The organism is Roseofilum sp. SBFL (assembly GCF_017746885.1).
In the GTDB taxonomy this organism is placed as follows: domain Bacteria; phylum Cyanobacteriota; class Cyanobacteriia; order Cyanobacteriales; family Desertifilaceae; genus Roseofilum.
Window position 1 is genome coordinate 1 of record NZ_JAGHZH010000084.1, and the last position, 24,616, is coordinate 24,616.

Genomic DNA, 24,616 nt, shown 5'->3' on the forward strand with positions numbered 1-24,616 from the left:
GGGTTTCTGGATCATGAAAGCATACCACTCGATATCTTTGGGGATTAAATTGGGTTTTCATGTTATTCTTAATCCGAACCACAAATTTTGTCTGAGTTTTACTCATTTCTTCTATAAATTCCCAACTAGCAAAACCTCTATGCTTCAAAATTGCCGTGACAATATTCGTATCCAGTAGATAACCCATGGTGACTTACCATCGACCTTCCACTGCGGCATCAAAAATAGCCATCTGTTCTGGCGTTAGGTCGTTCAACGTTCCGGCAACACTCTCTGTCACCATTATCCGCTCGACTCGCTCTGTCAACTCCGACTCATCCACGGTACAAAGTTCCTGGGCATCCACTTGTGCCAATAGGTTAGAAAAGATGCTCATCACTTCATCTTTTTCTAATCACTCTCTGAACTTCTCGTTTTCTTGGAATAAGCGATCGACGATCGCAGAAATTCGACCGATCGCCTTGGGGGTGGAGCAGGTTCAGAACGTTGTTGGCTTGTCTCCTCGATTGAGGTGAACCTGCCCCTACAGGATGACAACTTCTATAACCGATTAATCGTGGCTAAATCTTCTCTAGAAATCCCTGCTACTTCGCCTAAATTCTGGTTTTGAAAAAGGGCGGTAAATGCACCTGCACCTAACCCTTGGTGAGGCCAGAGGCGATAGCAAGGAAGGTGGGTGAGATGGGATTGGTAATTGAGAAGATGGGGAACGGGGACAGGTTGAAAGTGGGGATATTTTTTCAGTAACCACTGACAAATTTGCTCGTTTTCTTCGAGGGAATAGGTGCAAGTCATGTAGAGCAAATAGCCTTGGGGAGCGACCAATTGGGCGGCATTGCCGATGATCCGTTTTTGTCGGTTGGCGTTGCGATTAAGGGTGACTTTATGGAAACATCCAGGGACTTTTTTCTGTTTCAAAAGTAGGGATTGACCGCTACAGGGGGCATCGACAAGGACGAGTTGGAAGGCTTGGGAAAAGTCTTGGGCAAGCAGTTGGGGATCGAGCTGGGTAGCGATAATACTTGCCTTCACCTGCTGCTCTGAAAGATTAGCAACTTGACACCGCCTTAAGTTAGCTATCAAAGTTCCCAGGCGCTTACCCACAACTTCATTGCATAGCAGTAAGTCCGGTTGCAGAGTATGCCAAGTGAATAAACTTTTACCTCCCGGAGCAGCACAAACATCGATCGCCGTTTGAACCCCAGATAATTGCAACAGAGGAGATGCTGCAAACACAGAAGAAAAGTCTAGACAATAATAGGCTCCGCGATCGTGAGCGGAATATTTTCCCGGTTGCGCTCCTAAACTGAGTCGATCCACCCGCTCCGGTTGCCAGGGTTGAGGCGGTTCCACGGTAAACGGACGCTCTGAAGGAGGGTCTTCACACCAGAGAATACAGGGATGTAAAGGAGGTGGCTGATCGAACGCTTGGATAAACCGATCGCGCAATTGTGGATCGCTCCAGAGGCGATCGCTCAACTGCTTCAAAAGTTTAGAAGACATCCATAAACAATAAGCAACAACACCTTACGATTTTAAGATGGATTGCTAATCCCAATAAAAATAAAAATCATCCACACTAAATTGTCCATCAAACGCCGAAAAATTAATCCGGTAAATATCGGGTGTCTCTGTGATTAACGTCAACAGGGCATTAGGAGCAATTGAATCGTTTAAGGTAGCCAAATTCGCTTCTGATAACTCGGTATAGGCGATCGCCTCATTCTCTCTATTAAATCCTGTCAACGTAATCCGTCGCGAGCTAGTCACATAACAACTTACAGCCCGAATGGGCTGAGTAAATAGAACTTCCATCCAACCACTTTTGGGGCCGGCAATAAGTACCATGCTTCCTGACTTTGGAGGATAGGCAGGATTCGAGGGTTGAAGGGCGATCGCATTGCGAAACTGGATACCCCAGTGTTCAAACTGGTGGTTAGCCACTTCAAACCCTTGCAAGGTTTCTAAATCCAAATAAATTCCCTTTTCCTCCTCAGCAGAGGACGGTAACCCAGATTCTGTGATATCCGCAGGATTAGACACGGCCGTTGGTTGTTCACTTAAGCGATCAAAGGGATAGATAATCCTCTCGGACGAAGTCTGAGAGCGGTTCACGTACAGATGCCGATTAGATTCTCCAATAGAAACCACAGATTCGACAACCGGAGTTGTTGATACTCTATCAGATAGGCGAAGATGACGCTGAGATTTACCCTGTCGATTCAGTTTTGAGGTCGCCATCTGCTGTGCTGGTGTCATAACTCTCTGTCCCGACAAACTGTCACCTAGAATACTTTGTTTTCCGCAAAAACTAGAATGAGGGGTTTTACCCCTCATCCATATTATGTCCTATTTACCCCATTTTGACTGCTTATCGGGGAAGAAGGTTAGGACTTCCTTAGATACTCGCTCCTATTGCCTATTGCCTGTTACCTAGCGCGAAGCGCCATAAAACGTCACCGCACTATTGCCATAAACCTTTTGGCGAAGAATTTCTAAGCCATCCAATTCATCTGGAGGAGGCAGTTGGGGGGAATGTTCGACGGCAAGTTCTCCCGTATCACAGAGCAGATGCAGATCGGCGATCGCCTCCAACACAGGCTGATACAATGAACTCTGGTAAGGTGGATCGAAATAAATGCGATCGAAGCTCTCTGCTTCTAAGCGCTGTACCCGCTTCAGCACATCCCCACAAAGCACCTGAAATTGGTCTGGCGATGCCATCTGTTGCCAATTTTGGCGAATCACCCCACAAGCACGAGAAGACTGCTCAATCCCCACAACCCAACTTGCTCCCCGACAGAGCGCTTCGGCTCCCATCGAACCACTGCCAGCACACAAATCTAGCCAGCGACAGCCGGCGATCGAACCTTGCCAAATATTACATACCGCCTCCCGTACCCGTCCCACCGTTGGGCGAGTTAGAGAACCGGGAAGGGTTTTTATTACACGATTACCATAAATACGCATAAGCAAAAGGTTGCCCTGCCATCTCCCTTACATTAAAACCGATGTCTTAATTTAGCATTGTGCAAACAATTTTTAAGGGTCTACAATTCAGCAGCCAATCATCGTTGGGTAGGCAGGGTCAGAGTTGTTGAAGTTAATAGCTTAAACCGGAGATCGTGTTACCCTACTGAGGTACAAAAGAAAAAAATTGAGAGAGAACCCTCAGGCAAGACCGGAGATAAGGGAGTGAGCAGTACGAATTATCAGCCAGCATTAGATCGAGTTCAACAGGAAGTTAATCTGTTATTAGATAGGGCAGAAAGGGCAGCGCATATTTTTAGTCGCTATACAACAAAGCAAGTCCAACAAATTGTTGAGGCAATGGTTCAAGCCGGCAAGGAAAAGGCTGAATTTTATGCTCAATGGTTGGTTGGCGAAACAGGCTACGGTAACGTTGAGGACAATGTGAAAAAAAATCTAGATTGTTCAGTCGGATTGCTGAACCGATATCGCATTGCTGATTTCATCGAGCCTAAGATCGATGAAGAAAAGAAAATCATTAGTTTTCCAAAACCCGCAGGAGTCATAGCTGGCTTAATCCCCAGTACCAATCCCGTGATGACAGTCTATTACAAGGCCATTATCAGTATGATGACCCGCAATGCAATTATTTTTTCTCCACATCCTGCGGCACAACATTGCTCGATTCACGTTGTAGATTGGATGGCAGAAGTTGCGGAACGAGCCGGGGCACCCTCTGGTGCAATTCAGACGATTCGTCAACCGAGCCTTCTGGCCCTCAATTCTTTAATGGAATCCCCCCAAACTAGCACGATTCTGGCAACAGGGGGCCCTAAACGAGTCCGTGCGGCTTATAGTTCAGGGAATCCTGCGATGGGTATGGGACCGGGGAATGTGCCCTGTTTTGTACATGAGTCGGCTGACATCGAGAGGGCTGCTACACAAATTATTGCCAGTAACAGTTTCGACCACGCACTCCCCTGTGTTTGTGAATCGGTTGTGTTTGCCGATCGCACCATTGCTCCCCAACTCAAAGAGGCTTTAGGGCGATCGGGAGGGTATTTTGTAACTGATGAAGCCGCCCAAAAACTCCGTAACTATCTGTTTCTGGAAACTGGACTCAATCGTGAAGCGATTGGGAAAAGTGCGGTTTGGATTGCTGGAAAAGTTGGATTTTCCGTCCCGAAGGATACAAAAAGTTTGCTTGTGGAAATCCATGCAGTAGGAGATCGCGAACCCCTCAGCCAAGAGAAAATGTTTCCCGTGATGGGGTACATTCGAGTGGAGGGCATAGAGGGGGCAATTGAGAGGGCTGTGGCAATGTTGGAGAGGATGGGTAAGGGTCACTCTGCGGTGATTCACAGTCAAGATCCCGCTATCGTTGCCCGTTATGCAGCGGCGTTGCCCGTCTGCCGAATTGCAGTCAATACCCAAGGCGTTCAAGGCTCTAGTGGTGTTTCTACCAACCTGACAAGAGGACCGGTGATTGGTACGGGATTCTTCGGAGGCAGTTCAGTGGATGATAATATCGGCCCTCAATACTTAGTACAGTGGTCTCGTGCAGCTTATCCCGCAGACTCGACTGTTTCTGTGCCAGATATGGCAGAGGCGATCGCGCGGGCATCTTCCCGAGAGGCTTAAACTCATGACAACGCTTTCCGGTACGGTGCAAATGAAACGAGTGGGAGAAGGAAACAATATCGCTCTCTTCGTCCTCGATCGCCCAGAAAAAGCGAATGCTTATCATGATGGTATGATTTGCCAGTTCGCAGAACAGTACGCTGAGGCGGCGAGCGATCGCACCATTCGCGCGGCTATTGTGACGGGAGCCGGAGAGAAAGTTTTTTGTGCTGGTGCCGATATTTCAAGTTTAGGCGATCGCTCCTATGCCGATGGATTAAATCTACGGAGCCGGCAGCTTTTTGATGATTGGGCTAATGCCCCCTGGCCGACGATCGCAGCGATTCAAGGGCCAGCTATTGCCGGGGGGTTAGAATTGGTCCTGGCTTGTGATTTTCGCATCTGTAGCCCTTCGAGTTGGTTCTCGTTACCTGAAGTTGATTTAGGCTTAATTCCGGCTGCTGGGGGAGTGCGTCGGCTGACTAAATTGGTGAACGAAGCGAGGGCAAAAGCGATCGTACTCTTTGGGCAAAAAGTCGATAGTGCTACCGCGCTACAGTGGGGACTGGTTTCTCAAATTAGCGATCGCGTATGGGAGGATACCCTTGACCTTGCTGAAACTGTAGCTCGGCGAGACCCCCTGGCAATGCATCTCGCTAAACTAGCAATACAATCCGTTCATGGTAGTTTGGGAGATAAAACTGTCGAAGCCGTTGCTCAAGCACTGCTCTACCAGCGAAAAATAGAGACAGAATAAGCATTATGGTCGCGCCCAAATCACTCATGCAATCTTCCGTAATTCCTTCCAAATCTCCCCGACTTATTGCGATCGGGACTGCAACTCCGCCACAAAAATACACCCAAGCCGAGATCTTAAAAATTTTCAACATCACCAATCCAAAAATTCGCAAAATTTTCAGTAATTCTCATATCAAATCCCGTCACCTTTGTTTACCGAAATCCAACCCAGAGGGTCAGAGGCTGCAAGAAAGCCAAGGGGATTTATTAGAGAAACACAAAAAGATGGCGCTCGATATCGGACAGTCAGCCATTAACAAGGCATTAGAAAAAGCTCGACTCACTCCTCAAGATATTGATTATATTAGTGTCGTCTCTACCACGGGTTTGCTCTGTCCGAGCCTGAGCGCACTTTACATCAAAGAGATGGGGATGCGTCCAAACATTTACCGGATTGATATTGTTGGCATGGGTTGCAACGCAGGATTAAATGGTCTTCAACCAGTCGTCAATTTTTGTGCCCTCAATCCAGAGGCAATCGGTCTCCTCCTTTGTGTTGAAGTGTGTTCTGCTATGTATGCAATCGATGATACATTAAATGCAGCAGTGGTCAATTCGTTATTTGGAGATGGTGCAGGTGCGGCGATCATTTCTGGCCAAGCTTTTCTGGAGTTATCCACTGGGCCCAAAATTCTCGGCTTCAGTTCTCACCTGATTACTGAGGCGATCGATGCGATACGGCTGGATTGGCAAGAAACCCAATATGCCTTGTATTTAGATAAACAAATTCCTTATCTTTTGGGACGAAATGTTAAGATTCCGGTGACTAATTTGCTTGAGAAATTCGATCGCAAACGCCGAGATATTCAGCATTGGGTGATTCATTCCGGGGGTCGCAAGGTGATCGATTCGATCAAATATGCTTTAAATATTACCGAGCATGACGTGCGCCATACCACCCATATCCTGCAAAATTATGGTAATTTATCCTCGGCCTCTTTTCTCTTCTCTCACGAACGACTATTGCAGGAAGAAGTTGCTCGAAAGGGAGAGTCTGTCATGATGATGACGATGGGACCGGGTTCGACCATTGAATGCTGCTTGGGGGAATTTTAAAGCATGACGCAATACACGACGTTAAAACTTACCAAACGGGAAACGATCGCCCATATAAACTTGCAATGGTCAGATCCGAGTCAATTGAATGCAGTCTGCTTGTCAGAATTAATCAAATTAATGAACGATCTCGAAGATCATGACACTTGCCAACTGATCGTATTTTGGGGCTTGAATACTCAGCAGACTGCGATCGCCGCACCGCCTGCATTTAACGATTGTAGCAAATGGGAAAAAGTTCTCCGGCGGCTAGAACAATTTGCGGGGGCATCCATCGCCGCGATCGATGGCTATTGTACCCGGTTTCACTTTCAACTTGGCCTCGCTTGCGATTATCGGGTTGTGACGGCGCGATCGCTCTTTCAAATGCCGGAAGTTAAAGAAGGTTATTTACCGGGAATGGGAGTGTTCCGATTGGCAAAATATACCGGAATTGGCGTTGCTCGTCGCTTGTTGTTTACTGGCGCTCAATTTTCTGTTGAAGAGGCGATCGCACTGGGAATCGTCGATCGCTCCTGCGAAACAACTGCATTGGAACAGACTATTCAAGATGTTCAGCAGGCGTTGATGCCCATTCACCCTCAAGTATTACAAAATACCCGTAGACTCCTCAATGAATCTTTTGCCACGTCTTATGAAGATGCGATCGGACATTATTTAGCCGTACAAGATCTATGCCTGTCTCAATTACCAGAGAGAACATAACCTATTCCCCATTCCCTTCCCCTTGGGGGGACACAGGGGGGGTTTGCCTATTCCCTAGCACGCAGCGCTATACCAAGTAACTGATGATTCCTTATCAACAAATGTTTTGCCTTCTAGACTATCGCATTGTCTCCCACTTTACGGAGACCTGTATTAGCCTTGGGGTATTCGATCATCTTGCAACCCATTCTTTATCCGTATCAGAGTTAGCCGAGCGAACGGGAACTCATCAGCGATCGCTCCATCGCTGTTTACGGGGACTGGCTCATTTTGACTTGTTCGCGATCAAACCGGATGCCAATCCTTCTCGGTCTATCGTTTCTCTGACCGATGTTTCACAATATTTAGTCCTGAACTCAGAGTTTTCCCTCAGACCATGGCATCACTTCTGTCAGTTAGCCCAGTCCAGAAAACATGAGCAACGACGTACGCTTTGGAAAGAATTATTACAGACTGGCAAAAGTATTTATCAGCTTGGGCGCGATCGCCTCTTCTACGATTATCTACAAGAACATCAGGATTTAGCCGCCGCTTTCGATCGCGCGATGGAATCGATGTCGCAGGTTGAAATTCGGGATATTTTGCAAGGGTTTGACTTTTCTCAATCCCAAAAGATTACTGAAATTGCCGGGGGAAATGGGGCGCTCATTACCGGAATTTTACAAAAGTACGAAGGCATTCAGGGGCAACTGTTTGATGTTCCCGACACGATCGCTCGCGTCTCTGTTCAACCGCGCTTGCAGGCGATCGGAGTTGATATGCAGGTTACATTGCCCGATATTCCCGGAGATGGAATCCTAAAACGCATTTTGCATTCCTATTCTGATGAGCAGGCACGCAGGATTCTCTCGAATGTAAGGCAGGCCATGCACGCTGGCAACAAGCTATACATTTTTGAACTGATTGAAGATTACCAAGTTCGCAACCCCTATATCGGTATCAAAAACTTGCAGATGTTGTTGGTACATGGCGCACCAGGAGAAAGTGGAGGCCCCGGAGAACGGACTCGAAACGAGTTTGCCTCTTTACTTGACAGCGTAGGCTTTGAATTGGTTAATATTCAACCCTTGCCATCGATCGACGCAATTGTAGCGATTTATCCCTAGTCTTCTCCCGGAATCCCTTCAGGATGCCAGATCCGAATCCGCTTCTCTTTTAACGCCTTCTCTTCTTCAAACAAACTCTCAAGTTCTGCTACTTTAGCCTCATCAATTCCGAGCTTGCTAGCCATTTTACGAATCGTCGCTTTTTCTCCGTCACTGTAGTCCCCATCTGCAGCCGAAGCCTGAATTGCCTCATAAACGAGAACATAACGTCCCTTTTTGGCTAGGGGATCGCTGAATACGAGTTTTTCGATATCATCCGTTGTGCCAGTTCCGTTGAAATTTCTCAGTTCATCAATTTGGCTCTCACTCATCTCCGGATGGTAGGTGGTGGCATGACCGATGACCCAATCCCGTTCGGGTTGTGAGAGTTCTCCATCTCCATTGGCACAGAGTAGCAAGGCTTTGTACCAAATTACCGAGGTCTCGGGGGGAAGGGTTTTGGTAATTCCGTAGCGATCGGTTTTAATCCAAGGCGCTGGCCCGTAGATTTCATACATTTGTAGGATGCTCCATTGACAACTTCATCCGGAGTATATCATTGTTCATTACTCGTTACTCCCCTCCCACTTTTAAGGGAAAATAGAAACTGTTGCGCTCGATCGAGGACAGTTGGGGCATGAATTTTCAGTCAGTTATCGCTACCTTAAATCAGTTTTGGGCCGATCGCGGGTGTTTGGTTGTCCAGCCCTATGATACGGAGAAAGGAGCCGGAACCATGAGTCCCCATACCTTTCTGAGGGCGATCGGTCCAGAACCTTGGTTCGTCGCCTATGTGGAACCTTGTCGCCGTCCCACCGATGGACGCTATGGAGAAAATCCGAACCGTTACCAGCACTATTATCAGTATCAGGTGTTGATGAAACCCTCTCCCGATAACATTCAGGATCTTTATCTCGACTCCTTACGGGTTCTCGGTATTCAGCCGGAAGACCATGATATTCGCTTTGTCGAAGATAACTGGGAATCTCCCACCCTAGGCGCTTGGGGAGTCGGTTGGGAAGTCTGGCTTGATGGCATGGAAGTCACCCAATTTACCTATTTTCAGCAATGTGGAGGCATCGATTGCTATCCCGTTGCCATTGAGATTACCTATGGTTTAGAGCGTTTGGCTATGTATTTGCAAAATGTAGAAGCGCTGACGGAGATTCAATGGAGCGATCGCCTTACCTATGGAGATGTTCACCTGCAAGGAGAGATCGAGCAATGCACCTACAATTTTGAAGCCTCTAACCCAGAATTACTCTTTAAGTTATTTGAACTCTACGAGCAAGAAGCCACCCAACTGATTGACAAAGGCTTAGTCACCCCCGGTTTAGACTATGTACTTAAATGTTCTCATAGCTTTAATTTACTCGATGCCAGGGGCGTAATCGCCGTAACGGAACGAACGCGCTATATTGGCCGAATCCGCAGTTTAGCCCGCAAGATTGCCCATCTGTATCTGGAGCAACGGGAGAAGTTAGGCTTTCCCTTATCAATTAAAAATTAAAAGAGGAAATAGACAGTATTCCCCGATTCTCTGTTACCTTATAATTCCCATTGACTCAACTGTTGGGCAACCAAAGAAACAAAAGTTTCTGTAGATTCGTAGGGTAAAACATTACGTCCTGAGATTTTTTTTCCTTCTCCATTGGGCAGATGGGCAAGGTATTTAGTTAGCCATTGATCCGCTTTTTCTTGCTTTCCTTCTTTGCTAATGCTGGAGGCTTTTTCCCCCACAACTACTAGAGTAGGTTGGGAGATTTTGCGAATGGCTTCTTGATAATCTCTACGCCAAAATCCAGCCAGAAAGGAAAACACAGCATGGCGACTAGCAGGGTTTTGAGCGCCAACTTGGAGGGTATCTAACCATTCATCATCCACTTGATAGGCTTCGCCAAAGAGTTGACGTATGGAAAAGGACTCTAAAAACTGACGACGACGGGCATAACGGTAAAAGGCTCTGCCCAGAGGGGAGTCAAAGCCATTCCAGAGGAGACGATTTTGCCAATCAGGACTCGTTTGTGTTATTACTGGCCAAGCGGGTGGCCCGGATAAGACGAGTCCTTTAAGCCATAAGTAACTATTTTGACGTTGTGTTAAAGCAATTGCCACGGGAAATAAGCCCCCCTGAACCACCAAAATTACCGGTTTTTGAATCACCGTCTCGATAAAATGGTTGAGCTGCTCCGCCCAATCTTCTGGGGTATAAGCAACATGGGGCATATCACTTTCACCACATCCTAGTAGATCCGGATTATAAATCGGTTGGCTATAGCCTTGAGTCCGCCATTGAGTAATAAATCGATCCCAGAACCTACGGGATAATCCCACACCAATTGGATGGAGAAGCAGCAGAGGAGTGGTTTGGGGATCGGATTGCGGTGAGGAACTAACTTCATAGGCACACCGATAGGTTTTCCAAGTATAATATTGTGTCTCTGAAAGGCTTGCGTGTTTCATGATTGGTTCCAATGATGATTTGAATTCATGTGCATTCGACACATTCAATCGTTACTCAGATTAAATAAATGTAACAGATTGCCGTAGGCTTAAGGTTTAGGCTGATAAGAGAGGGAAGTATGTCGGGAGTCAATGGGATGATAAGAGTAAACTATCGATCGCGATCCCCTCGTGTGCGAACCTGGGGTTTCATCTTTCGCTATGGTGTAGTGGCGATCTCCATTACCTGTACTGGAACCATTTCCGGATTAGTCAGTGTTTTGGGATCGGGAATTGCCCTCTTGTTAATCACCAGAGGAGATGAAGGAACATCAGCCTCAGTATTTACAGGCATTGCCGCTTGGATCGGATGCAGTAGTTTAATCAGCCTCCTAGAAGGAAATAGCCTAGCATTTTTTACCTCTGGTATCACCTCCTTAGTGCTGTTTAGCCTCGGCATTCTCAAATTCTGGAATCTAATCGAACAAATTGAACGCTCAACTTCTCTGTAGATTGATACAATACAACTATTGCTCCCATCCAACCTTGTCCTGTCAATCTTTAAGGGATAATGACTCAATCCCCCCTTTGTCAATACCTATCTCAATGGGCGAAACTTGAACCCCAACGTTGTCGCCAACGCAATAGCCGCAGCTTTGAACTGATCTATCAAGGAGATTGGTACTCTGTTGCCGATTATCCCGGTAGTCATGGCATGATTATTGTAGCAGTTTTGGATAGTTGTCAAAAACGACAAATGTCCTGTTCCTTTGAATATGTACCCCAATCTTTAGATACACCGGATAAGGTCCAAATCTCCTGTCAATCCGATCGGGTTATTCAACATCAAGATCCTGAAATTCTGACTAAAATTCCAGAATTTTTACTCGAACAATATTTGATAGCTCTGAAAGAAAATAAAACTGTTGCCCAATGTTCTTAGATACGCCAGAAACCCGTTTTTTTGGAAAAGCGGGTTTCTAGATCTCCAGACTAGATTTAAGTTTTGACTAAACTTGCACTCAAGCTTTGCAACGTTAAGCGCTCATTTTCTTCATTCACAAAGATCGTATCACCTTCGGTAAATTCACCTCGTAAAATCCCCTTAGCTATCTGGGTTTCTAACTCCCGTTGAATGGCTCGTTTTAAGGGTCTGGCTCCATAAACCGGATCGTAACCAACGGCTGCCAGGAAATCCAGGGCAGTATCTGATAATTTGAGGGCGATTTTCCGCTCTGCTAACCGAGATTCTAAGTGTACTGTTTGCAGTTGCACAATTTCTCGCAGTTGCTCTTTTTTCAACGAATGAAAAATAATTGTTTCATCAATGCGGTTGAGAAATTCTGGGCGGAATGTGGAGCGCAAAACCTCCATGACTCTAGTTTGCATTTCCTCATAATTATCGTCATTTCCCGCCAGATCTAAGATGTATTGGGAGCCGATATTAGAGGTCATGATAATAATCGTATTTTTGAAATCTACAGTATGCCCTTGGGAGTCTGTAACCCTGCCATCATCAAGGATTTGGAGCATGATATTGAAGACATCGGCATGGGCTTTTTCAATTTCATCAAAGAGAATGACGGAGTAAGGACGGCGGCGAATGGCTTCTGTTAATTGTCCGCCTTCATCATAGCCAACATAACCGGGAGGTGCGCCAATTAATCGGGAAACGGCATGTTTTTCCATATATTCGGACATATCAATCCGAACGAGGGCTTCTTCGGTGTCGAATAGATAGGCAGCGAGGGCTTTTGCCAGTTCAGTTTTCCCAACTCCTGTGGGACCGAGGAAAATAAAACTGGCAACGGGTCGATTGGGGTCAGATAGACCTGCACGAGACCGTTGAATGGCATCAGAAACGGCAGTTACGGCTTCATGTTGTCCGACGACACGTTGGTGTAATTCATCCTCTAAATTGAGGAGTTTTTGCATTTCCGATTCTACGAGTTTACTAATGGGTATGCCGGTCCATTTGGAGATGACTTCAGCAATATCTGATTCAGTTACTTCTTCACGGAGTAGGGATTTGCCAGTGGTTTGGGATTCAGCAAGATGGGTTTCGGCTTCAGTGAGTTGTTGTTGCAGGGTAGTGAGTTTGCCATATTTTAATTCTGCGGCGCGGTTGAGATCGTAATTACGTTCAGCTTGCTGAATTTCAACGTTGACGCGATCGATTTCTTCTTTTATGTTCTGAAGATTGTCAATCCTGTCTTTTTCTAATTGCCATTGGGAATTGAGGGCATGTTGCTGTTCTTTCAGGTTAGCGAGATCTTTTTCTAAGCGCTCTAATCGTTCTAAGGAAATGGGATCATTTTCTTTTTGTAAGGAAAGACGCTCCATTTCTAGTTGCAAAATTTTGCGGTCAATTTCATCAAGTTCTTCGGGTTTGGAGGTGATTTCCATTTTTAGCCGGGCGGCAGCTTCATCGACTAAATCGATCGCCTTATCGGGAAGGAAGCGATCGCTAATATACCGAGTCGATAAGGTAGCGGCTGCAACTAGGGAACTATCGGAAATCTTTACCCCATGATGCACTTCATAGCGTTCCTTGAGTCCGCGTAAAATGGATACCGTATCTTCAACGCTGGGTTGATCGACATACACCTGTTGAAAGCGACGCTCTAAGGCGGCATCTTTTTCAACATATTTGCGGTATTCATCTAGGGTGGTTGCACCAATACAGCGCAATTCTCCCCGCGCTAACATGGGTTTGAGCAGGTTACCGGCATCCATGGCTCCCTGGGTTGCCCCTGCACCAACGACAGTATGAATTTCATCAATAAAGAGAATAATATTACCTTGAGAATCCGTAACTTCTTTGAGTACGGCTTTGAGTCGTTCTTCAAACTCGCCCCGATATTTGGCTCCGGCAATGAGTGCGCCTAAGTCTAGAGCGATTAAGGCGCGGTCTTTGAGGGACTGGGGCACATCTCCAGCAACGATGCGCTGTGCCAACCCTTCGGCGATCGCCGTTTTTCCGACTCCAGGCTCCCCAATTAACACGGGGTTGTTTTTGGTGCGTCGCGAGAGAATTTGAATGGTGCGGCGAATCTCGTCATCCCGGCCAATTACGGGGTCTAGCTTACCTTGCCGTGCGGCATCGGTCAAGTCTCGGCCATATTTTTCTAGGGCTTCATATTTGCCTTCAGGGTTTTGATCGGTCACTTTGTGAGTTCCTCGAATGTCGCGAATGGTTTGCTCGAGTTTGGCTTCATCCAGTTTAAAATCTTTGCACAAGCTTTTACCAAAGCGGTCATCCTGGAGAAACGCAAGTAAGAGGTGTTCAATGGAAATATAACTATCCTCATACTGATTCTGATAGGTTTGGGCGCGATCGAGCAAGGTATCTAATGAACGACCGAGATAAATCGATCCTCCCCCGCCCTGGACTTTGGATTGTCGTTGGAGAAAGGCTTCAGTTTGCTCCCGAAAGGCAGGTAGATTCACTTGGGTTTTGGATAGGATATTGGTAGCTAACCCATCTTGTTCGAGAAGCGCTTTCATTAAGTGTTCGCTTTCGAGTTGCTGATGTTGATAGCTTTTGGCTATATCGGGAGTTTGGGCGATCGCCTGCCACGCTTTTTCTGTAAATTGATTGGGATTATTGGGTTGCATAGTCTCTTCAGATACTTTATTTAATGCTTTGAGACCATTGTAAAAAAGACTGGAGTGGCTAGAGATTCGGGATTTACGGCGTTTCAGATAGGTATTTCCCACCCCTGTTATTTAAGATTAATGCTGTCATGGTTTTATCTCCCTAAACCGATCAAAATTTTAACAGATAATTTTGAGCGATCGCCCCTTTTTGAGGCAAGGGGGCAGCGCGATCTCGCCCTTCTCTCATTTCCCCAGTGCGATCGTGGGCGGTTTCCAAATCATATAGAATCCCTTGAATCTAAAGATTACGCTGGTCGATCGTTGGTGACACAATGGATACCGCCTCCTGAATCGAAGATCGCTTCTGCATCGATTAAGTGAACTTGGCGATCGGGAAATAGAACTTCCAGTTCAGATTTTAACTCAGCGTCAATCCTCTCCTCTCCTCCCCAGGCATCAAATCTCCAATTTTGAATCCACAGATTGGTTCCATCCGTCACATAAATGGGGCCATTATCCCGCAACCAAGCATTATCTATTGGCACAATATGCCAAGTGATTTGGGTATTAGGAACCCCTTTTTTTAACAAAAATTGTTTGGCTCTCCTTTGTTCAGCCTCACTACTGGTCAACAGGTGAACCGGTTCGTAATCTTGAATAATATCGATAATTTGGGCAAATTCTGGGCGCATCTCTGACTCATAAGAACTTGGCCATTGCATCCAAGTTCCTGCATGGGTTTCCCACTCGGCAGGTACTCGAATTGTTGGGTTAAACTCGTGCATTTCCTTTCCTCCACTGGACAGACAACCCAGCAGCGTAAACAAGAATACTACGATCAATAGTAACCTATATTTTTTGAGTTTCATGAATGATTAAAGATATAGATAATTTATAGTCTAAGATTTTTTCATGTTATCATAGTGGTCAATGGATAGCACTTCGCCCTAGGGAATAGGAAATAGAGAGTAGCTGGTATTGTTTAGAATCTCAGGCTTCACACTGTACTCCATAGAAGAGAGAATTGCTATAGTGGCCAATGTTATGATGGGTAAAGACTCTATTTTCCATTTCTGATAACTATGATTGCAGCTAAAGATAATTATCCCCATCTCACTCCTGAAGAGTATTTCACTTGGGAAGAAACGCAACTGGAAAAGTATGAATATATAGATGGTCAAGTTTATGCTATGGGAGGTGGCAGCAAAAATCACAGCTTAATCTCCGTCAGATTTACCACTTTATTTTCCAATCACTTAGAAGGGAGTGGTTGTGAAACCGGCAATTCCGATCTGAAAGTTAATATCGCTGAGACTCATCAGTATACCTATCCGGATGTTAGTGTAACCTGTGATGAGCGAGATAAAAATACAAGCCAATATATTACCTATCCCTGCTTAATTGTGGAAGTTTTATCTCAAAGTACGGAAGCCTATGATCGCGGTGGGAAATTTAGGATGTATCGCCAGAATCCTGCCTTAATCGACTATTTGCTGGTTAGTTCGACTCACATAGAAATGGATTTGTATCATAAAAATGATGCCGGAGAATGGATCATCATCAACTATCAAGAAGGAGACACCATAGAACTCAAAAGTATTAACCTCCGTTTTCCCATTGAACAAGTTTATCGCGGCCTGAATTTAACGCCAGAAGCTTGAGTGATTTTCCCCTAGCGCTCTCATCCTCCAATCTGGGACATGGTGCGAGTGTAAGCGCCTTCTGTACCCGATTCCCGTTGTTTGAAATTAATCTCTGGTTTAATCTGTAAGAGATCGGCGACTTGTTGGCATAATTCGGTTAAAGGAACCTGCGATCGCAACTCGCTTTTGAGATCGATCTGTCCAGTTTCATTGAGTAGACAGGGACGCAACCAACCATCAGCCGATAACCGCATTCGATTACAGCGATCGCAGAAACACTCAGACATCTGACTAATAAATCCCAACGTCCCCTGAGCGCCAGGAATTTGGAACACATCTGCCGGCCCATTTCCGCGCACCTCACCCCCTGTTATTCCCCAACGCTCCCGAATTCTTTGGCGTAATTCCTCCGAAGGTATCCAGGCTCGCTCGGTAAATAAATGACCATTGCCAATGGGCATAAACTCGATAAATCTGACATGCCATTGGCGATCTAGAGTTAATGCCGCTAAATTTAACACCTCATGGTCATTCACCCCAGGAATCACCACCACGTTCAATTTTAAGGGGTTGAACCCCACTTCATATGCCTTCTGAATCCCTGCCCATGTTCGTTCCCAGCGACTTTTACCCCGATTTCCGATAATTTTGTCAAATGTCTCTGGTTCTAGGGAATCAAGACTAATATTAATCCGCCTCAAACCAGCATCATACAGGTCTTGCGCTAAGGTATCGAGTAAAAATCCATTCGTAGTCATGGCTAAATCTTGGGTTTGGGGCAGTTGGGCAATTTGTCGCACCAAATCCACCACTCCCGGACGTAGTAAGGGTTCACCTCCGGTTAAGCGAAAGCGGGTAAAACCAAGGGGAATAAAAACCTCTTTCAAGAGGGTAAGAATCTCGTCAGATGTGAGGAGATTTTGACTTAAGATATAGTTGAGTTCTTCATCCGCAGGCATACAATAGTCGCACCGAAAATTACATCGGTCAATTAGGCTGATGCGGAGGTAATCTACTGTATTCATAGATTCAGGAGAATGAAACATGATTCTGGTTTTGAGGTTGCTTTTCAAGCAACAACAGATAAACAAAAATATCAACGTATTATAGCGCTTCGCTCTAGGGAATAGGCAATAGGGAATAGGCAAGAGCTTGTATGGCTTAGGGTTGAAGGCTTCAAGCTGTATCTCATAGAAGGTGGAAATTTATCGCCCACAAAAGGAGGTAGAAGGACGAAATTTACCTACCGAATTGTCCGGTGAATCCATATTGCCTGGATTTAGTTTGAATTTGGATCTTTATGATTGATGTCGCTCATGGCTTCTTTCAAGGTTTCGGTTAAGTTAATGGCAATTGTTGGTCGATCGCCATCGCTACTAACCATAATGATACTGCGGGTTTTATTGTCGATCGCCTCGCAGTCGATCGCCACCGAGACGGTAGGACTGATGGCTAACACGCGAGTGTCATTGATATTTAACACTGGAATCTCCGCAGAGGCGATCGCCTCTTCTGCTTTCTGCAAACACGCCGAAACCGACAGATCTAACCATAATTTTTCGTAGTATAGCGTTGGCCCTGCCCAAGCAACGAAGGGAGAGCTAAGAATAAGAGTGCTAACAGTCGCACCGATCCAATGGGAAACAGTTTTCATAGTAATAGATAATGGGTAATGGGGAAAAGACACTTTAGCAATAGGCAATCTCCCCCTGTCTCTCCATCTCCCCATCTTCCCATTCCCTACTCTTTTAACACTGGGCAATACCTTCGGCTCGGGCTGCTTGTTGCACCGCAGCAGATACGGCAGTCGCAACGCGAGCATCGAATACAGAAGGAATGATATTATGGGGACTCAGCTCAGTGGGACTGACTAAAGAGGCGATCGCCCCTGCTGCTTCAATGCACATTTTGCGGGTAATACTGCGGGCGCGGCAATCTAAAGCACCTCGGAATACCCCAGGGAAGGCTAAGACATTATTGATTTGATTTGGATAGTCACTGCGTCCGGTAGCCATGACTGCTACGCGATCGCTCACTAACTCTGGTTGAATTTCCGGAATGGGGTTAGCCATGGCAAACACGATCGCATCTTTAGCCATCGTACTCACCATTCCTGGGGTCAGCACCCCCGGTACACTCACCCCAATAAAGACATCGGTATTTTTCATGGCATCGGCTAAAGATCCTGACTCCGCCACGGCAAACTCCTGTTTAGCTGCATTCAAATCTGACCGTTTGGTAGACACAATGCCCTTCGAGTCACACATGATAATGGTTTTGGCTCCTGCTTCTTGCAATAGATGGGCGATCGCCACCCCAGCTGCTCCGGCCCCATTGATCGCAATTCGCACCTCTCCCAGGCTCTTTTTCACCCATTTCAGGGCATTATAGAGCGCCGCTTGAGTGACGATTGCCGTTCCATGTTGGTCATCGTGGAAAATGGGAATATCCAACTCTTCTTTCAAACGACGCTCAATTTCAAAGCATCGGGGAGCGCTAATATCTTCCAAATTCACTCCACCAAATACAGGAGCCATCCGTTTTACCGTTTCAATAATCTCTTGGGTATCTTGGGTATCCAGACAAACCGGAAAGGCATCGAGTCCACCAAAATCCTTAAACAGCATGGCTTTTCCTTCCATCACCGGCAGCGCACCCAAGGGTCCCAGATTCCCCAATCCTAGGACAGCACTGCCATCAGTGACAATGGCAACCGTATTATTTTTAATGGTTAAATCAAAGGCTTTTTCTGGATTTTCGGCGATCGCCTTACAAATACGACCCACTCCAGGAGTATAAGCCATAGCCAAGTCAGACTGACCTTTAATGGCGATTTTACTATCAATAGTAATCTTCCCACCCTTATGCAGATCGAACGTTTTATCCGACACATCTAGCACTTCAACATTCGGTATCGATTTAATCCCTTGGACAATCTCCTCTGCTTGTTCCGTAGAGCCAGCATCAACCGTAATTTCTCGCAGCGTAAAATAAAGAGTGCGTTCCAAAAGACTAATTTCCCCTAAACTCCCTCCAATAGATGCGATCGCTCCAGTTACCTTGGCTAAGGCTCCGGCACGATTTCGGAGTTTAACCCGAATTTTGACGCTAAAACTAGAGCTAGGATTCAATTTAGTGGCGTGAGATGACTCAGTCATGAATTTCCTCTGATTCAGTAATTAGGGTTGCCGCGATCGGTTCTGGCGATCGTCACTTAGGATACCCCATCACAGGACGCTAATCAGCAAAACAGAACAAAACTTCTTCCCTTAATCATATCTTCACTATTTTCCCGTAGATTGGATTGTCCGCAAGTGAAACCTAACGTAATTTACAAACCAAGAGATTTTAGATAGCTTTATAATATAATTAGTACTGAATCAATACCTTCGACATTTTTCCGTAGCTTGGCTTTCACTAGGCTTAGACAAGGGGCTTAAGTCCCTTTTATCGAGCAGAGTAGAGCGGTTGGACAACGATCTGCGGTGCGGTTGTTTCGGGAAAAAATTAGAGTGATTTTGGAGAGCCAGTCTACATAACGTTTAGATTTAGTCCGTTTTAAGACTTGTCATGGCGATCGCTGCTTGCAGCTCTGTCTGCTCGATGATATAATTAACACACTCTACCATGAGCTAGAGTAAGATTGTAATGATAAGCTTGTAATGATAATTTAAACCTAAGATGAAAATATCCTCCTTATTAATCTGTGGACTTTCTGCTGTAATGAGTTCTTTATTCGTTTTAACTCCAGAGAAAGTACATGCCGTGATTGAGAGGGCGGAATTTCGTCATGTGCAAGCCGAAGTTTCCTATGACCAAAAGGAAGATAATTTTCGAGTTTTAAATTTACGCTTAAAACTTATTCGAGACGGGAAAATCATCTTAAATCAGCCTATCCCTACCCGAAGTGAAGAATTCGATCGCCCCTACTTTAGAGAAAACGATCCCTCCTCTTGGGTTCAAGATTTGGATGGAGATTCAGAACCCGAAATAGTCCTGACTTTCTTTACCGGTGGCGCTCACTGTTGTTTCTACTCCCTCATCTACCGCTACGATCGAGCATCTCAAAACTATACTTACATGACCCATGACTGGGGAGATGGAGTCGCTATACCTAGCCTTAAAGATTTAGATGATGATGGGATAATAGAATTTTACAGCCGTGATTCTCGTTTTGCTTATGCATTTACCTCTTATGCTGATTCTGCTTTTCCTCCACGGATTTGGCAATATCATCAAGACAGCTTGAGAGAGGTAACAACTCGTTTTCCTGAAGAGATTGATAGCTCTGCCACTCAACTCTGGAAATCTTATCAAAGCAGAAAGGAAACCTATGGAGATGAGCCATCTAATATTCGGGGACTTTTAGCTGCTTATTTAGCAACAAAATATTTACTCGAAGAAGCAGAAGATGGCTGGCAACGGATACAGGACGTTTATCTCCATGACGATCGCAGTTCATTTTTTGCGGATTTACGTATATTTCTACAAGAAACTGGATATATTAGTAATGCTCGAAACCCGATCTCGCCAGAAGCGATCGATTTGTGGACAGATCGTTTTTTCTATAGTGTCAATCCCCAACTGTCAGAGCGCAAAATTCGGCCGGATGAAACGGAGTATGTCAGAGAATGGAATGCCATTCAAAGTGTGATGCAAGCTCTTCTCATCCCTCACAATCATAACTGTGAGAGTGGACTAGCCAATTCAGCACTGGCTAATTCAGCGGGCCTTGCCAATTATGATAGTGTATCTCGTAATGGAGTTAACTTATCAAGCAAGGATTTAGATCGGGTTGCTGATGCGATATTTTATGTTCGGAATCCAGAATTAGGCGATCGCCAAATTCAACCAGAAGAAACCAGATTAGCGAATGAATGGCTACGCATTAGGAGAGGAGTGAGTCGATTGCATCCTTGTGATTAGGCTCTTAGACAAGAGTAGAGGAATTTCATGCTCATAACCAGCAAGGTTTTTCAGGAGTAGGAGTGCGATCGCGAACATCTGCAAAAATTTCATCAATTTTTGTCGATCGGTCATTTAAGGAATATTTGTAATTTCCACAATTATTTCTCCTTGGCGCAATTGCTCTAACGCATCAGGTAAAGTCGCCGTCAACAATTCTCGCAAGTTGCGGTTAGTCTCGGAAAATCAGTACGTCGTGCAGCAAAGATCAAACAAGCTTGAATATCAGCTCGTTCTAGATCGGGAAAGTCCTCTAAAATTTCAGTAACGCTAACATTTTCTGCTAACATTCCTAAGTATGGGTGAGGGATGGTGGGGGCGATCGCCGTCAAGCTAGAGTATGATACAATAAAAATAACTCACACATCAGGGAAAACATGGGCATTCGACAGCAGGCAGAAGAGGCCAGGAAAAAAGCCTATCAGAAAGTTATCGCAACTAAACTTCTGGATGGGATCGATCAGCTTTTTAATCGAGCATCTTCTAAACGGCGATGGATTTGGGAATTACTGCAAAATGCCAAAGATGTAGCCAATGAGGAAGTTAAAGTAGAAATTATCTTAACTCCAGACTATGTAGAGTTTAGACACAATGGCAATCCCTTCTCCATTGAAAATATTACCTACTTAATTGAACAAGTTTCCAGTAAAGAGCGCAGACGGGAAGACAACCAAACGCCTAAAACTACAGGAAAATTTGGCACAGGCTTCATGACAACTCACTTACTCTCCCGAAAGGTTGAAATTAGTGGAGTTCTAAAAAATCAGGAAGCTCAAACCTGTATTTACAAGCCATTTAATATTCTTCTCGATAGAAGTCCAACTGACTTAGACGAAATGATCGAAAATGTTGATACTGCGTTTTCGATCTTTGAAGATATTGATAGCGATCTCTCCTATCCTCCCATAGACAACTATCAACCCAATCAAACTTGTGATACTTGCTTTCGTTATGTATTAGATGAAGCTGGCTTTAAAGTCGCTCAAGCAGGTATTGAGGACTTGCATCATGCGATCGCCTATGCACTTGCTTTTATCCCTACCATTACCTCCGTCACCGTATCCGATCAGACTCAAGATCTAACCTATTACTATCAAACTCTTGAGCGTCATCAAATCGATACCCTGTCGATTGTGACAATTGTACAACAAAAGAGTAATTCCGAAGAACACAGACCAACCATTGCGTGCTTATCCAATTCCCTGCAAACCCTTACCCTTGCGGTTGAAGTTGAACCACAAAATAATCAGGTTTATTCGATTCAAGAAATTCCCGATGAAATCCCAACTCTGTTCTGTGAATTTCCCCTAATTGGTTCCGAAACATTTCCCTATCCTGTTGTCATCAATAGTCCCTTATTCAATCCCACAGAACCCAGAGATGGTATCTTACTCAATCCTGATAATCCGATCAAAACCCCTCAGAATAAAGAGCTTTTAGAAGAAGCAAACTTACTCTATGCTGAGTTACTCCATTTAGTTAGTTCAAATTGGTATCAAATTCACTTATTAGCAAAATTTAAAAATACGGCTAAAATTCCCGACAATATTGATGAATCCTGGTATAACTCTAAAATTTTAGATAATTTGGTCACTCAACTCAGTAATACCAGCTTCGTAGATACAGTTGCAGGAATTAGAATTATCCTCAAAGAGGCTCTAATACCTAGCTACAAAAGTAGAGAAAAAGTCCAAAGTTTTGCCCAGCTAGCCTCTGATTTTTATCCCGAATACTTACCCAAACTCGAATATATTCTCGATTGGCACGACATCATAAAATCAGTTTTGGGTCAGAAATTGTCAGAGGAGATCAAATACACTTTTGAAAATTTCCTAGAAGATATTCATAGACTGAAAACGGTTGAGGCACTGGCAGAACATCTCGATTGGAATATCGATCGAACTCTGGGATGGCTTAACTCTGTACTTCAATTTGTTAGGGATAATCATGAAAAGTTACTGAGAAAATACTGCCTTCTCCCTAATCAAAATGGTGAGTTAATCAATAATGAAAGATGCTACTTTGACGATCGCATTCCAGAGGAACTGAAAAATGTGATGAAACTGCTAAGTCTACCCTGTCGAGAAATTCTCTTAGATCGCAGAATCACAGGGTTTAAAAATCAGATTGATCGCAAGGGTGTCAAAAATATTTCTGATGAAATCAATGCATCTATTAAAGCGGCGAGTAATAAAGAAGATGCTTCAGATTATTGGAACTTGAGTCGCCCTATCTATCATCTCATTAGCTATTTCCCTGCCTCAGAACGTCAAACCTCTAGAAAAAATCAAATTTGGGAGTTTGCCCATGATTTTTATCCGGGAGCAATTCCCGATAAGAAATACTTAGAAAATATGAGTTCTTTTTCCTGGACTCTGGTTCATGAATGGATTCTAACCTCGATCGCTAACGATATTGAAAATCAAGAAACCCTTGACGGTTTGGCAAAATATTTTGCTTGGGAGCAAGATAGAGTAATTTTATGGCTAGATCGGTTTGTTTATTTTCTGTATCAACAAGACAAACAAATATTTGAACTCTATTCTCTTCTACCTAATCAATGCGGTAAATTGATGCAGAAGGAAGATCTAAAGAAAGATGAGAATATCCCAGAAGAGCTAAAAGAAGTGCTGGAAATCCTCACTTCTGACTATTGGAATGATTTTCTATTAGATAAGCGATTTATTAATGCTGAAACTCTATTCCATAAAGAAGAAGATATCAAAACCATTAAAGATATTGCCATAGACATTGATGGAGCGCTAAAAACTTGGGAGAGAGAAGATAAAACTGGAGATTCTCAGTTTACCCGGGTAATTACTACATTAATTCAAGGGTCTAGTTGTCAATCAGATAATTTGCTTGATCGGATATTCCCTTACTTTTATAGTAATAGAGCTAGTCTATTTTTGAAGACATTGAGTGATACAGAAGTCAGTACCGATATTTTTAAAATTCTCAATCATCAGGACAAACTCTCCGCATTAAGTCGTTTGGCAGAAAATCCAGATGTGTCTGAGCAAGACCTAGAGTATTTTGCCCAAAATTCACAGCAATTCAAAGACTTTCAGTCTGCCAGACAGGACATGACAGATCGAGAATTTGAGAGCTTTAGTCGTTTAGCAAAAGAAATTTCGTTAGATGAGGTTACGTTAGATGAAGTGACCGAGTTGATCGAAAATAAGGAAAAAATCTCGGCGGTCAATCTTTTACAAGATGCGGTCGAGCTTGGAGATGATTCCAGCTTAGTTTTTGCCTTGCATGAATTGGGAGTATATGAAGCAGTTATGAATCTGTTTAATCCACCTAAAACGGTGCGGTCTTCAGAAAGATCTAGTTTTGTGACGATTCAAGCATTACCGGTCAATAATGTCAGTTTTTATAAACAAGATATTGCCGATATTGGTCGAGAAGGGGAAGAATTTTTATATCGTCAGTTAGTTGAGGATTTTGGTGAACTTCGCATCATTTGGCTTAACCAACAGGCTGAACAGCGCCAGCCCTATGATTTTGTGATTCTTGATGGGCAAGGTGCAGAATATTTGTATATTGATGCCAAAACAACGGTGACAGACGAATCCCAATCTGATCGCATCCCATTTTATGTCAGTCGAGCAGAATGGGAGTTTTCCGAGCAGTGCGATTACTATTATTTGGCTCGTATCTTTGGTATTCGCGCGTCCAATCCGAAAATCAAGTTTCTTCAGGTTGTAGGATTGCTACAATAAAAGT

Annotated in this window: 23 protein-coding genes and 3 pseudogenes; 13 read left to right on the forward strand and 13 right to left on the reverse strand. The window is 44.5% G+C overall.

What is annotated here, in order from left to right; translation table 11 throughout:
• Together J7545_RS09350 and J7545_RS09355 are read right to left on the reverse strand one after the other, a co-directional pair.
• A pseudogene (locus J7545_RS09350) lies at positions 1-187 on the reverse strand (hypothetical protein); the annotation flags it as partial.
• 6 nt (positions 188-193) lie between these two features.
• Positions 194-376: a hypothetical protein gene (locus tag J7545_RS09355; protein WP_318698197.1), complete on the reverse strand. Its 183-nt coding sequence runs from the start codon at positions 374-376 to the stop codon at positions 194-196.
• Here J7545_RS09355 and J7545_RS09360 point away from each other — a divergent pair.
• Positions 369-515: a hypothetical protein gene (locus tag J7545_RS09360; protein ID WP_318698196.1), complete on the forward strand. Its 147-nt coding sequence runs from the start codon at positions 369-371 to the stop codon at positions 513-515. The genes J7545_RS09355 and J7545_RS09360 overlap by 8 nt on opposite strands.
• Before the next feature lie 25 nt (positions 516-540).
• On the opposite strand, the gene J7545_RS09365 is transcribed toward J7545_RS09360, so the two are convergent.
• The 3 genes from J7545_RS09365 to rsmD all read right to left on the reverse strand — a co-directional run bounded on the left by J7545_RS09365 (position 541) and on the right by rsmD (position 2,970).
• Entirely contained in the window at positions 541-1,503 is a 963-nt protein-coding gene (locus J7545_RS09365; protein WP_318698195.1) for an RsmB/NOP family class I SAM-dependent RNA methyltransferase, read from the reverse strand.
• A 45-nt stretch (positions 1,504-1,548) separates the two neighbouring features.
• A complete protein-coding gene (locus tag J7545_RS09370; RefSeq protein WP_318698194.1) occupies positions 1,549-2,259 on the reverse strand; it encodes a hypothetical protein in 711 nt (236 codons plus the stop codon).
• A gap of 174 nt (positions 2,260-2,433) precedes the next feature.
• Positions 2,434-2,970 carry a 16S rRNA (guanine(966)-N(2))-methyltransferase RsmD gene (rsmD, locus tag J7545_RS09375; protein ID WP_318698193.1) on the reverse strand — a complete coding sequence of 179 codons (537 nt, stop codon included), beginning with the start codon at positions 2,968-2,970 and terminating at the stop codon, positions 2,434-2,436.
• Between the two features lie 225 nt (positions 2,971-3,195).
• On the opposite strand from rsmD, the gene J7545_RS09380 reads away from it, so the two are divergent.
• From J7545_RS09380 to J7545_RS09400, 5 genes are all read left to right on the forward strand, one after another.
• Entirely contained in the window at positions 3,196-4,611 is a 1,416-nt protein-coding gene (locus J7545_RS09380; protein ID WP_318719493.1) for an aldehyde dehydrogenase family protein, read from the forward strand.
• A gap of 4 nt (positions 4,612-4,615) precedes the next feature.
• Entirely contained in the window at positions 4,616-5,347 is a 732-nt protein-coding gene (locus J7545_RS09385; RefSeq protein ID WP_318698191.1) for an enoyl-CoA hydratase/isomerase family protein, read from the forward strand.
• Positions 5,348-5,373: 26 nt separating this feature from the next.
• Entirely contained in the window at positions 5,374-6,444 is a 1,071-nt protein-coding gene (gene dpgA / locus J7545_RS09390; RefSeq protein WP_318719494.1) for a 3,5-dihydroxyphenylacetyl-CoA synthase DpgA, read from the forward strand.
• 3 nt (positions 6,445-6,447) lie between these two features.
• Positions 6,448-7,149, forward strand: coding sequence for an enoyl-CoA hydratase/isomerase family protein (locus J7545_RS09395; protein ID WP_318719495.1), 702 nt, complete (start codon positions 6,448-6,450; stop codon positions 7,147-7,149).
• Between the two features lie 83 nt (positions 7,150-7,232).
• Positions 7,233-8,255, forward strand: a complete 1,023-nt coding sequence (locus J7545_RS09400; protein ID WP_318719497.1) for a methyltransferase — start codon at positions 7,233-7,235, stop codon at positions 8,253-8,255.
• Here the strand turns inward: J7545_RS09400 and J7545_RS09405 are convergent.
• Positions 8,252-8,752 (reverse strand): TerB family tellurite resistance protein, encoded by a 501-nt coding sequence (locus J7545_RS09405; protein ID WP_318700218.1) that lies wholly within the window; start codon positions 8,750-8,752, stop codon positions 8,252-8,254. The two genes, J7545_RS09400 and J7545_RS09405, sit on opposite strands and share 4 nt — an antisense overlap.
• Before the next feature lie 119 nt (positions 8,753-8,871).
• Here J7545_RS09405 and glyQ point away from each other — a divergent pair, with 119 nt between their 5' ends.
• Positions 8,872-9,744, forward strand: coding sequence for a glycine--tRNA ligase subunit alpha (gene glyQ, locus J7545_RS09410; protein ID WP_318700219.1), 873 nt, complete (start codon positions 8,872-8,874; stop codon positions 9,742-9,744).
• Between the two features lie 38 nt (positions 9,745-9,782).
• Here glyQ and J7545_RS09415 read toward each other — a convergent pair whose 3' ends face one another.
• Entirely contained in the window at positions 9,783-10,697 is a 915-nt protein-coding gene (locus J7545_RS09415; protein WP_318700220.1) for an alpha/beta fold hydrolase, read from the reverse strand.
• 137 nt (positions 10,698-10,834) lie between these two features.
• Between J7545_RS09415 and J7545_RS09420 the strand changes: the two genes are divergently transcribed.
• Together J7545_RS09420 and J7545_RS09425 are read left to right on the forward strand one after the other, a co-directional pair.
• On the forward strand, positions 10,835-11,188 hold the full coding sequence (locus J7545_RS09420) for a hypothetical protein (RefSeq protein WP_318700221.1): 354 nt from the start codon (positions 10,835-10,837) through the stop codon (positions 11,186-11,188).
• Positions 11,189-11,247: 59 nt separating this feature from the next.
• Positions 11,248-11,619: a hypothetical protein gene (locus J7545_RS09425; RefSeq protein WP_318700222.1), complete on the forward strand. Its 372-nt coding sequence runs from the start codon at positions 11,248-11,250 to the stop codon at positions 11,617-11,619.
• 56 nt (positions 11,620-11,675) lie between these two features.
• On the opposite strand, the gene clpB is transcribed toward J7545_RS09425, so the two are convergent.
• Positions 11,676-14,294: an ATP-dependent chaperone ClpB gene (gene clpB / locus J7545_RS09430; RefSeq protein WP_318700223.1), complete on the reverse strand. Its 2,619-nt coding sequence runs from the start codon at positions 14,292-14,294 to the stop codon at positions 11,676-11,678.
• Positions 14,295-14,581: 287 nt separating this feature from the next.
• Entirely contained in the window at positions 14,582-15,061 is a 480-nt protein-coding gene (locus J7545_RS09435; RefSeq protein WP_318700224.1) for an agmatine deiminase family protein, read from the reverse strand.
• A gap of 297 nt (positions 15,062-15,358) precedes the next feature.
• Between J7545_RS09435 and J7545_RS09440 the strand changes: the two genes are divergently transcribed.
• Positions 15,359-15,937: a Uma2 family endonuclease gene (locus J7545_RS09440; RefSeq protein ID WP_318700225.1), complete on the forward strand. Its 579-nt coding sequence runs from the start codon at positions 15,359-15,361 to the stop codon at positions 15,935-15,937.
• Positions 15,938-15,957: 20 nt separating this feature from the next.
• On the opposite strand, the gene moaA is transcribed toward J7545_RS09440, so the two are convergent.
• Positions 15,958-16,944, reverse strand: a complete 987-nt coding sequence (gene moaA, locus J7545_RS09445; RefSeq protein ID WP_318700226.1) for a GTP 3',8-cyclase MoaA — start codon at positions 16,942-16,944, stop codon at positions 15,958-15,960.
• A gap of 169 nt (positions 16,945-17,113) precedes the next feature.
• Between moaA and J7545_RS23995 the strand changes: the two are divergent.
• Positions 17,114-17,227 (forward strand): annotated as a pseudogene (locus tag J7545_RS23995) (Uma2 family endonuclease); the annotation flags it as partial.
• Here J7545_RS23995 and J7545_RS09450 read toward each other — a convergent pair.
• Together J7545_RS09450 and J7545_RS09455 are read right to left on the reverse strand one after the other, a co-directional pair.
• Positions 17,199-17,573 (reverse strand): hypothetical protein, encoded by a 375-nt coding sequence (locus J7545_RS09450; protein WP_318700227.1) that lies wholly within the window; start codon positions 17,571-17,573, stop codon positions 17,199-17,201. The pseudogene J7545_RS23995 and the gene J7545_RS09450 overlap by 29 nt on opposite strands.
• Before the next feature lie 94 nt (positions 17,574-17,667).
• Positions 17,668-19,077, reverse strand: coding sequence for an NAD-dependent malic enzyme (locus J7545_RS09455; RefSeq protein WP_318700228.1), 1,410 nt, complete (start codon positions 19,075-19,077; stop codon positions 17,668-17,670).
• 565 nt (positions 19,078-19,642) lie between these two features.
• Between J7545_RS09455 and J7545_RS09460 the strand changes: the two genes are divergently transcribed.
• Positions 19,643-20,845: a hypothetical protein gene (locus J7545_RS09460; protein ID WP_318700229.1), complete on the forward strand. Its 1,203-nt coding sequence runs from the start codon at positions 19,643-19,645 to the stop codon at positions 20,843-20,845.
• A gap of 188 nt (positions 20,846-21,033) precedes the next feature.
• Here the strand turns inward: J7545_RS09460 and J7545_RS09465 are convergent.
• Positions 21,034-21,180, reverse strand: a pseudogene (locus J7545_RS09465) (DUF433 domain-containing protein); the annotation flags it as partial.
• A gap of 81 nt (positions 21,181-21,261) precedes the next feature.
• Between J7545_RS09465 and J7545_RS09470 the strand changes: the two are divergent.
• Positions 21,262-24,612, forward strand: coding sequence for a DUF3883 domain-containing protein (locus J7545_RS09470; protein WP_318719499.1), 3,351 nt, complete (start codon positions 21,262-21,264; stop codon positions 24,610-24,612).
• The last annotated feature ends 4 nt before the right edge of the window (positions 24,613-24,616 follow it).

Bases quoted from the DNA above. Each gene is read 5' to 3' on its own strand.
- dpgA (WP_318719494.1), top strand. From the start codon at position 5,374: ATGCAATCTTCCGTAATTCCTTCCAAATCTCCCCGACTTATTGCGATC.
- J7545_RS09415 (WP_318700220.1), bottom strand. From the start codon at position 10,697: ATGAAACACGCAAGCCTTTCAGAGACACAATATTATACTTGGAAAACC.
- J7545_RS09455 (WP_318700228.1), bottom strand. From the start codon at position 19,077: ATGACTGAGTCATCTCACGCCACTAAATTGAATCCTAGCTCTAGTTTT.
- J7545_RS09460 (WP_318700229.1), top strand. From the start codon at position 19,643: ATGAGTTCTTTATTCGTTTTAACTCCAGAGAAAGTACATGCCGTGATT.
- J7545_RS09355 (WP_318698197.1), bottom strand. From the start codon at position 376: ATGAGCATCTTTTCTAACCTATTGGCACAAGTGGATGCCCAGGAACTT.
- J7545_RS09450 (WP_318700227.1), bottom strand. From the start codon at position 17,573: ATGAAAACTGTTTCCCATTGGATCGGTGCGACTGTTAGCACTCTTATT.
- moaA (WP_318700226.1), bottom strand. From the start codon at position 16,944: ATGAATACAGTAGATTACCTCCGCATCAGCCTAATTGACCGATGTAAT.
- J7545_RS09360 (WP_318698196.1), top strand. From the start codon at position 369: ATGCTCATCACTTCATCTTTTTCTAATCACTCTCTGAACTTCTCGTTT.
- J7545_RS09370 (WP_318698194.1), bottom strand. From the start codon at position 2,259: ATGACACCAGCACAGCAGATGGCGACCTCAAAACTGAATCGACAGGGT.
- glyQ (WP_318700219.1), top strand. From the start codon at position 8,872: ATGAATTTTCAGTCAGTTATCGCTACCTTAAATCAGTTTTGGGCCGAT.
- J7545_RS09385 (WP_318698191.1), top strand. From the start codon at position 4,616: ATGACAACGCTTTCCGGTACGGTGCAAATGAAACGAGTGGGAGAAGGA.
- J7545_RS09365 (WP_318698195.1), bottom strand. From the start codon at position 1,503: ATGTCTTCTAAACTTTTGAAGCAGTTGAGCGATCGCCTCTGGAGCGAT.
- rsmD (WP_318698193.1), bottom strand. From the start codon at position 2,970: ATGCGTATTTATGGTAATCGTGTAATAAAAACCCTTCCCGGTTCTCTA.
- J7545_RS09400 (WP_318719497.1), top strand. From the start codon at position 7,233: ATGATTCCTTATCAACAAATGTTTTGCCTTCTAGACTATCGCATTGTC.
- J7545_RS09425 (WP_318700222.1), top strand. From the start codon at position 11,248: ATGACTCAATCCCCCCTTTGTCAATACCTATCTCAATGGGCGAAACTT.
- J7545_RS09435 (WP_318700224.1), bottom strand. From the start codon at position 15,061: ATGCACGAGTTTAACCCAACAATTCGAGTACCTGCCGAGTGGGAAACC.
- J7545_RS09405 (WP_318700218.1), bottom strand. From the start codon at position 8,752: ATGTATGAAATCTACGGGCCAGCGCCTTGGATTAAAACCGATCGCTAC.
- clpB (WP_318700223.1), bottom strand. From the start codon at position 14,294: ATGCAACCCAATAATCCCAATCAATTTACAGAAAAAGCGTGGCAGGCG.
- J7545_RS09420 (WP_318700221.1), top strand. From the start codon at position 10,835: ATGATAAGAGTAAACTATCGATCGCGATCCCCTCGTGTGCGAACCTGG.
- J7545_RS09395 (WP_318719495.1), top strand. From the start codon at position 6,448: ATGACGCAATACACGACGTTAAAACTTACCAAACGGGAAACGATCGCC.
- J7545_RS09440 (WP_318700225.1), top strand. From the start codon at position 15,359: ATGATTGCAGCTAAAGATAATTATCCCCATCTCACTCCTGAAGAGTAT.
- J7545_RS09470 (WP_318719499.1), top strand. From the start codon at position 21,262: ATGGGCATTCGACAGCAGGCAGAAGAGGCCAGGAAAAAAGCCTATCAG.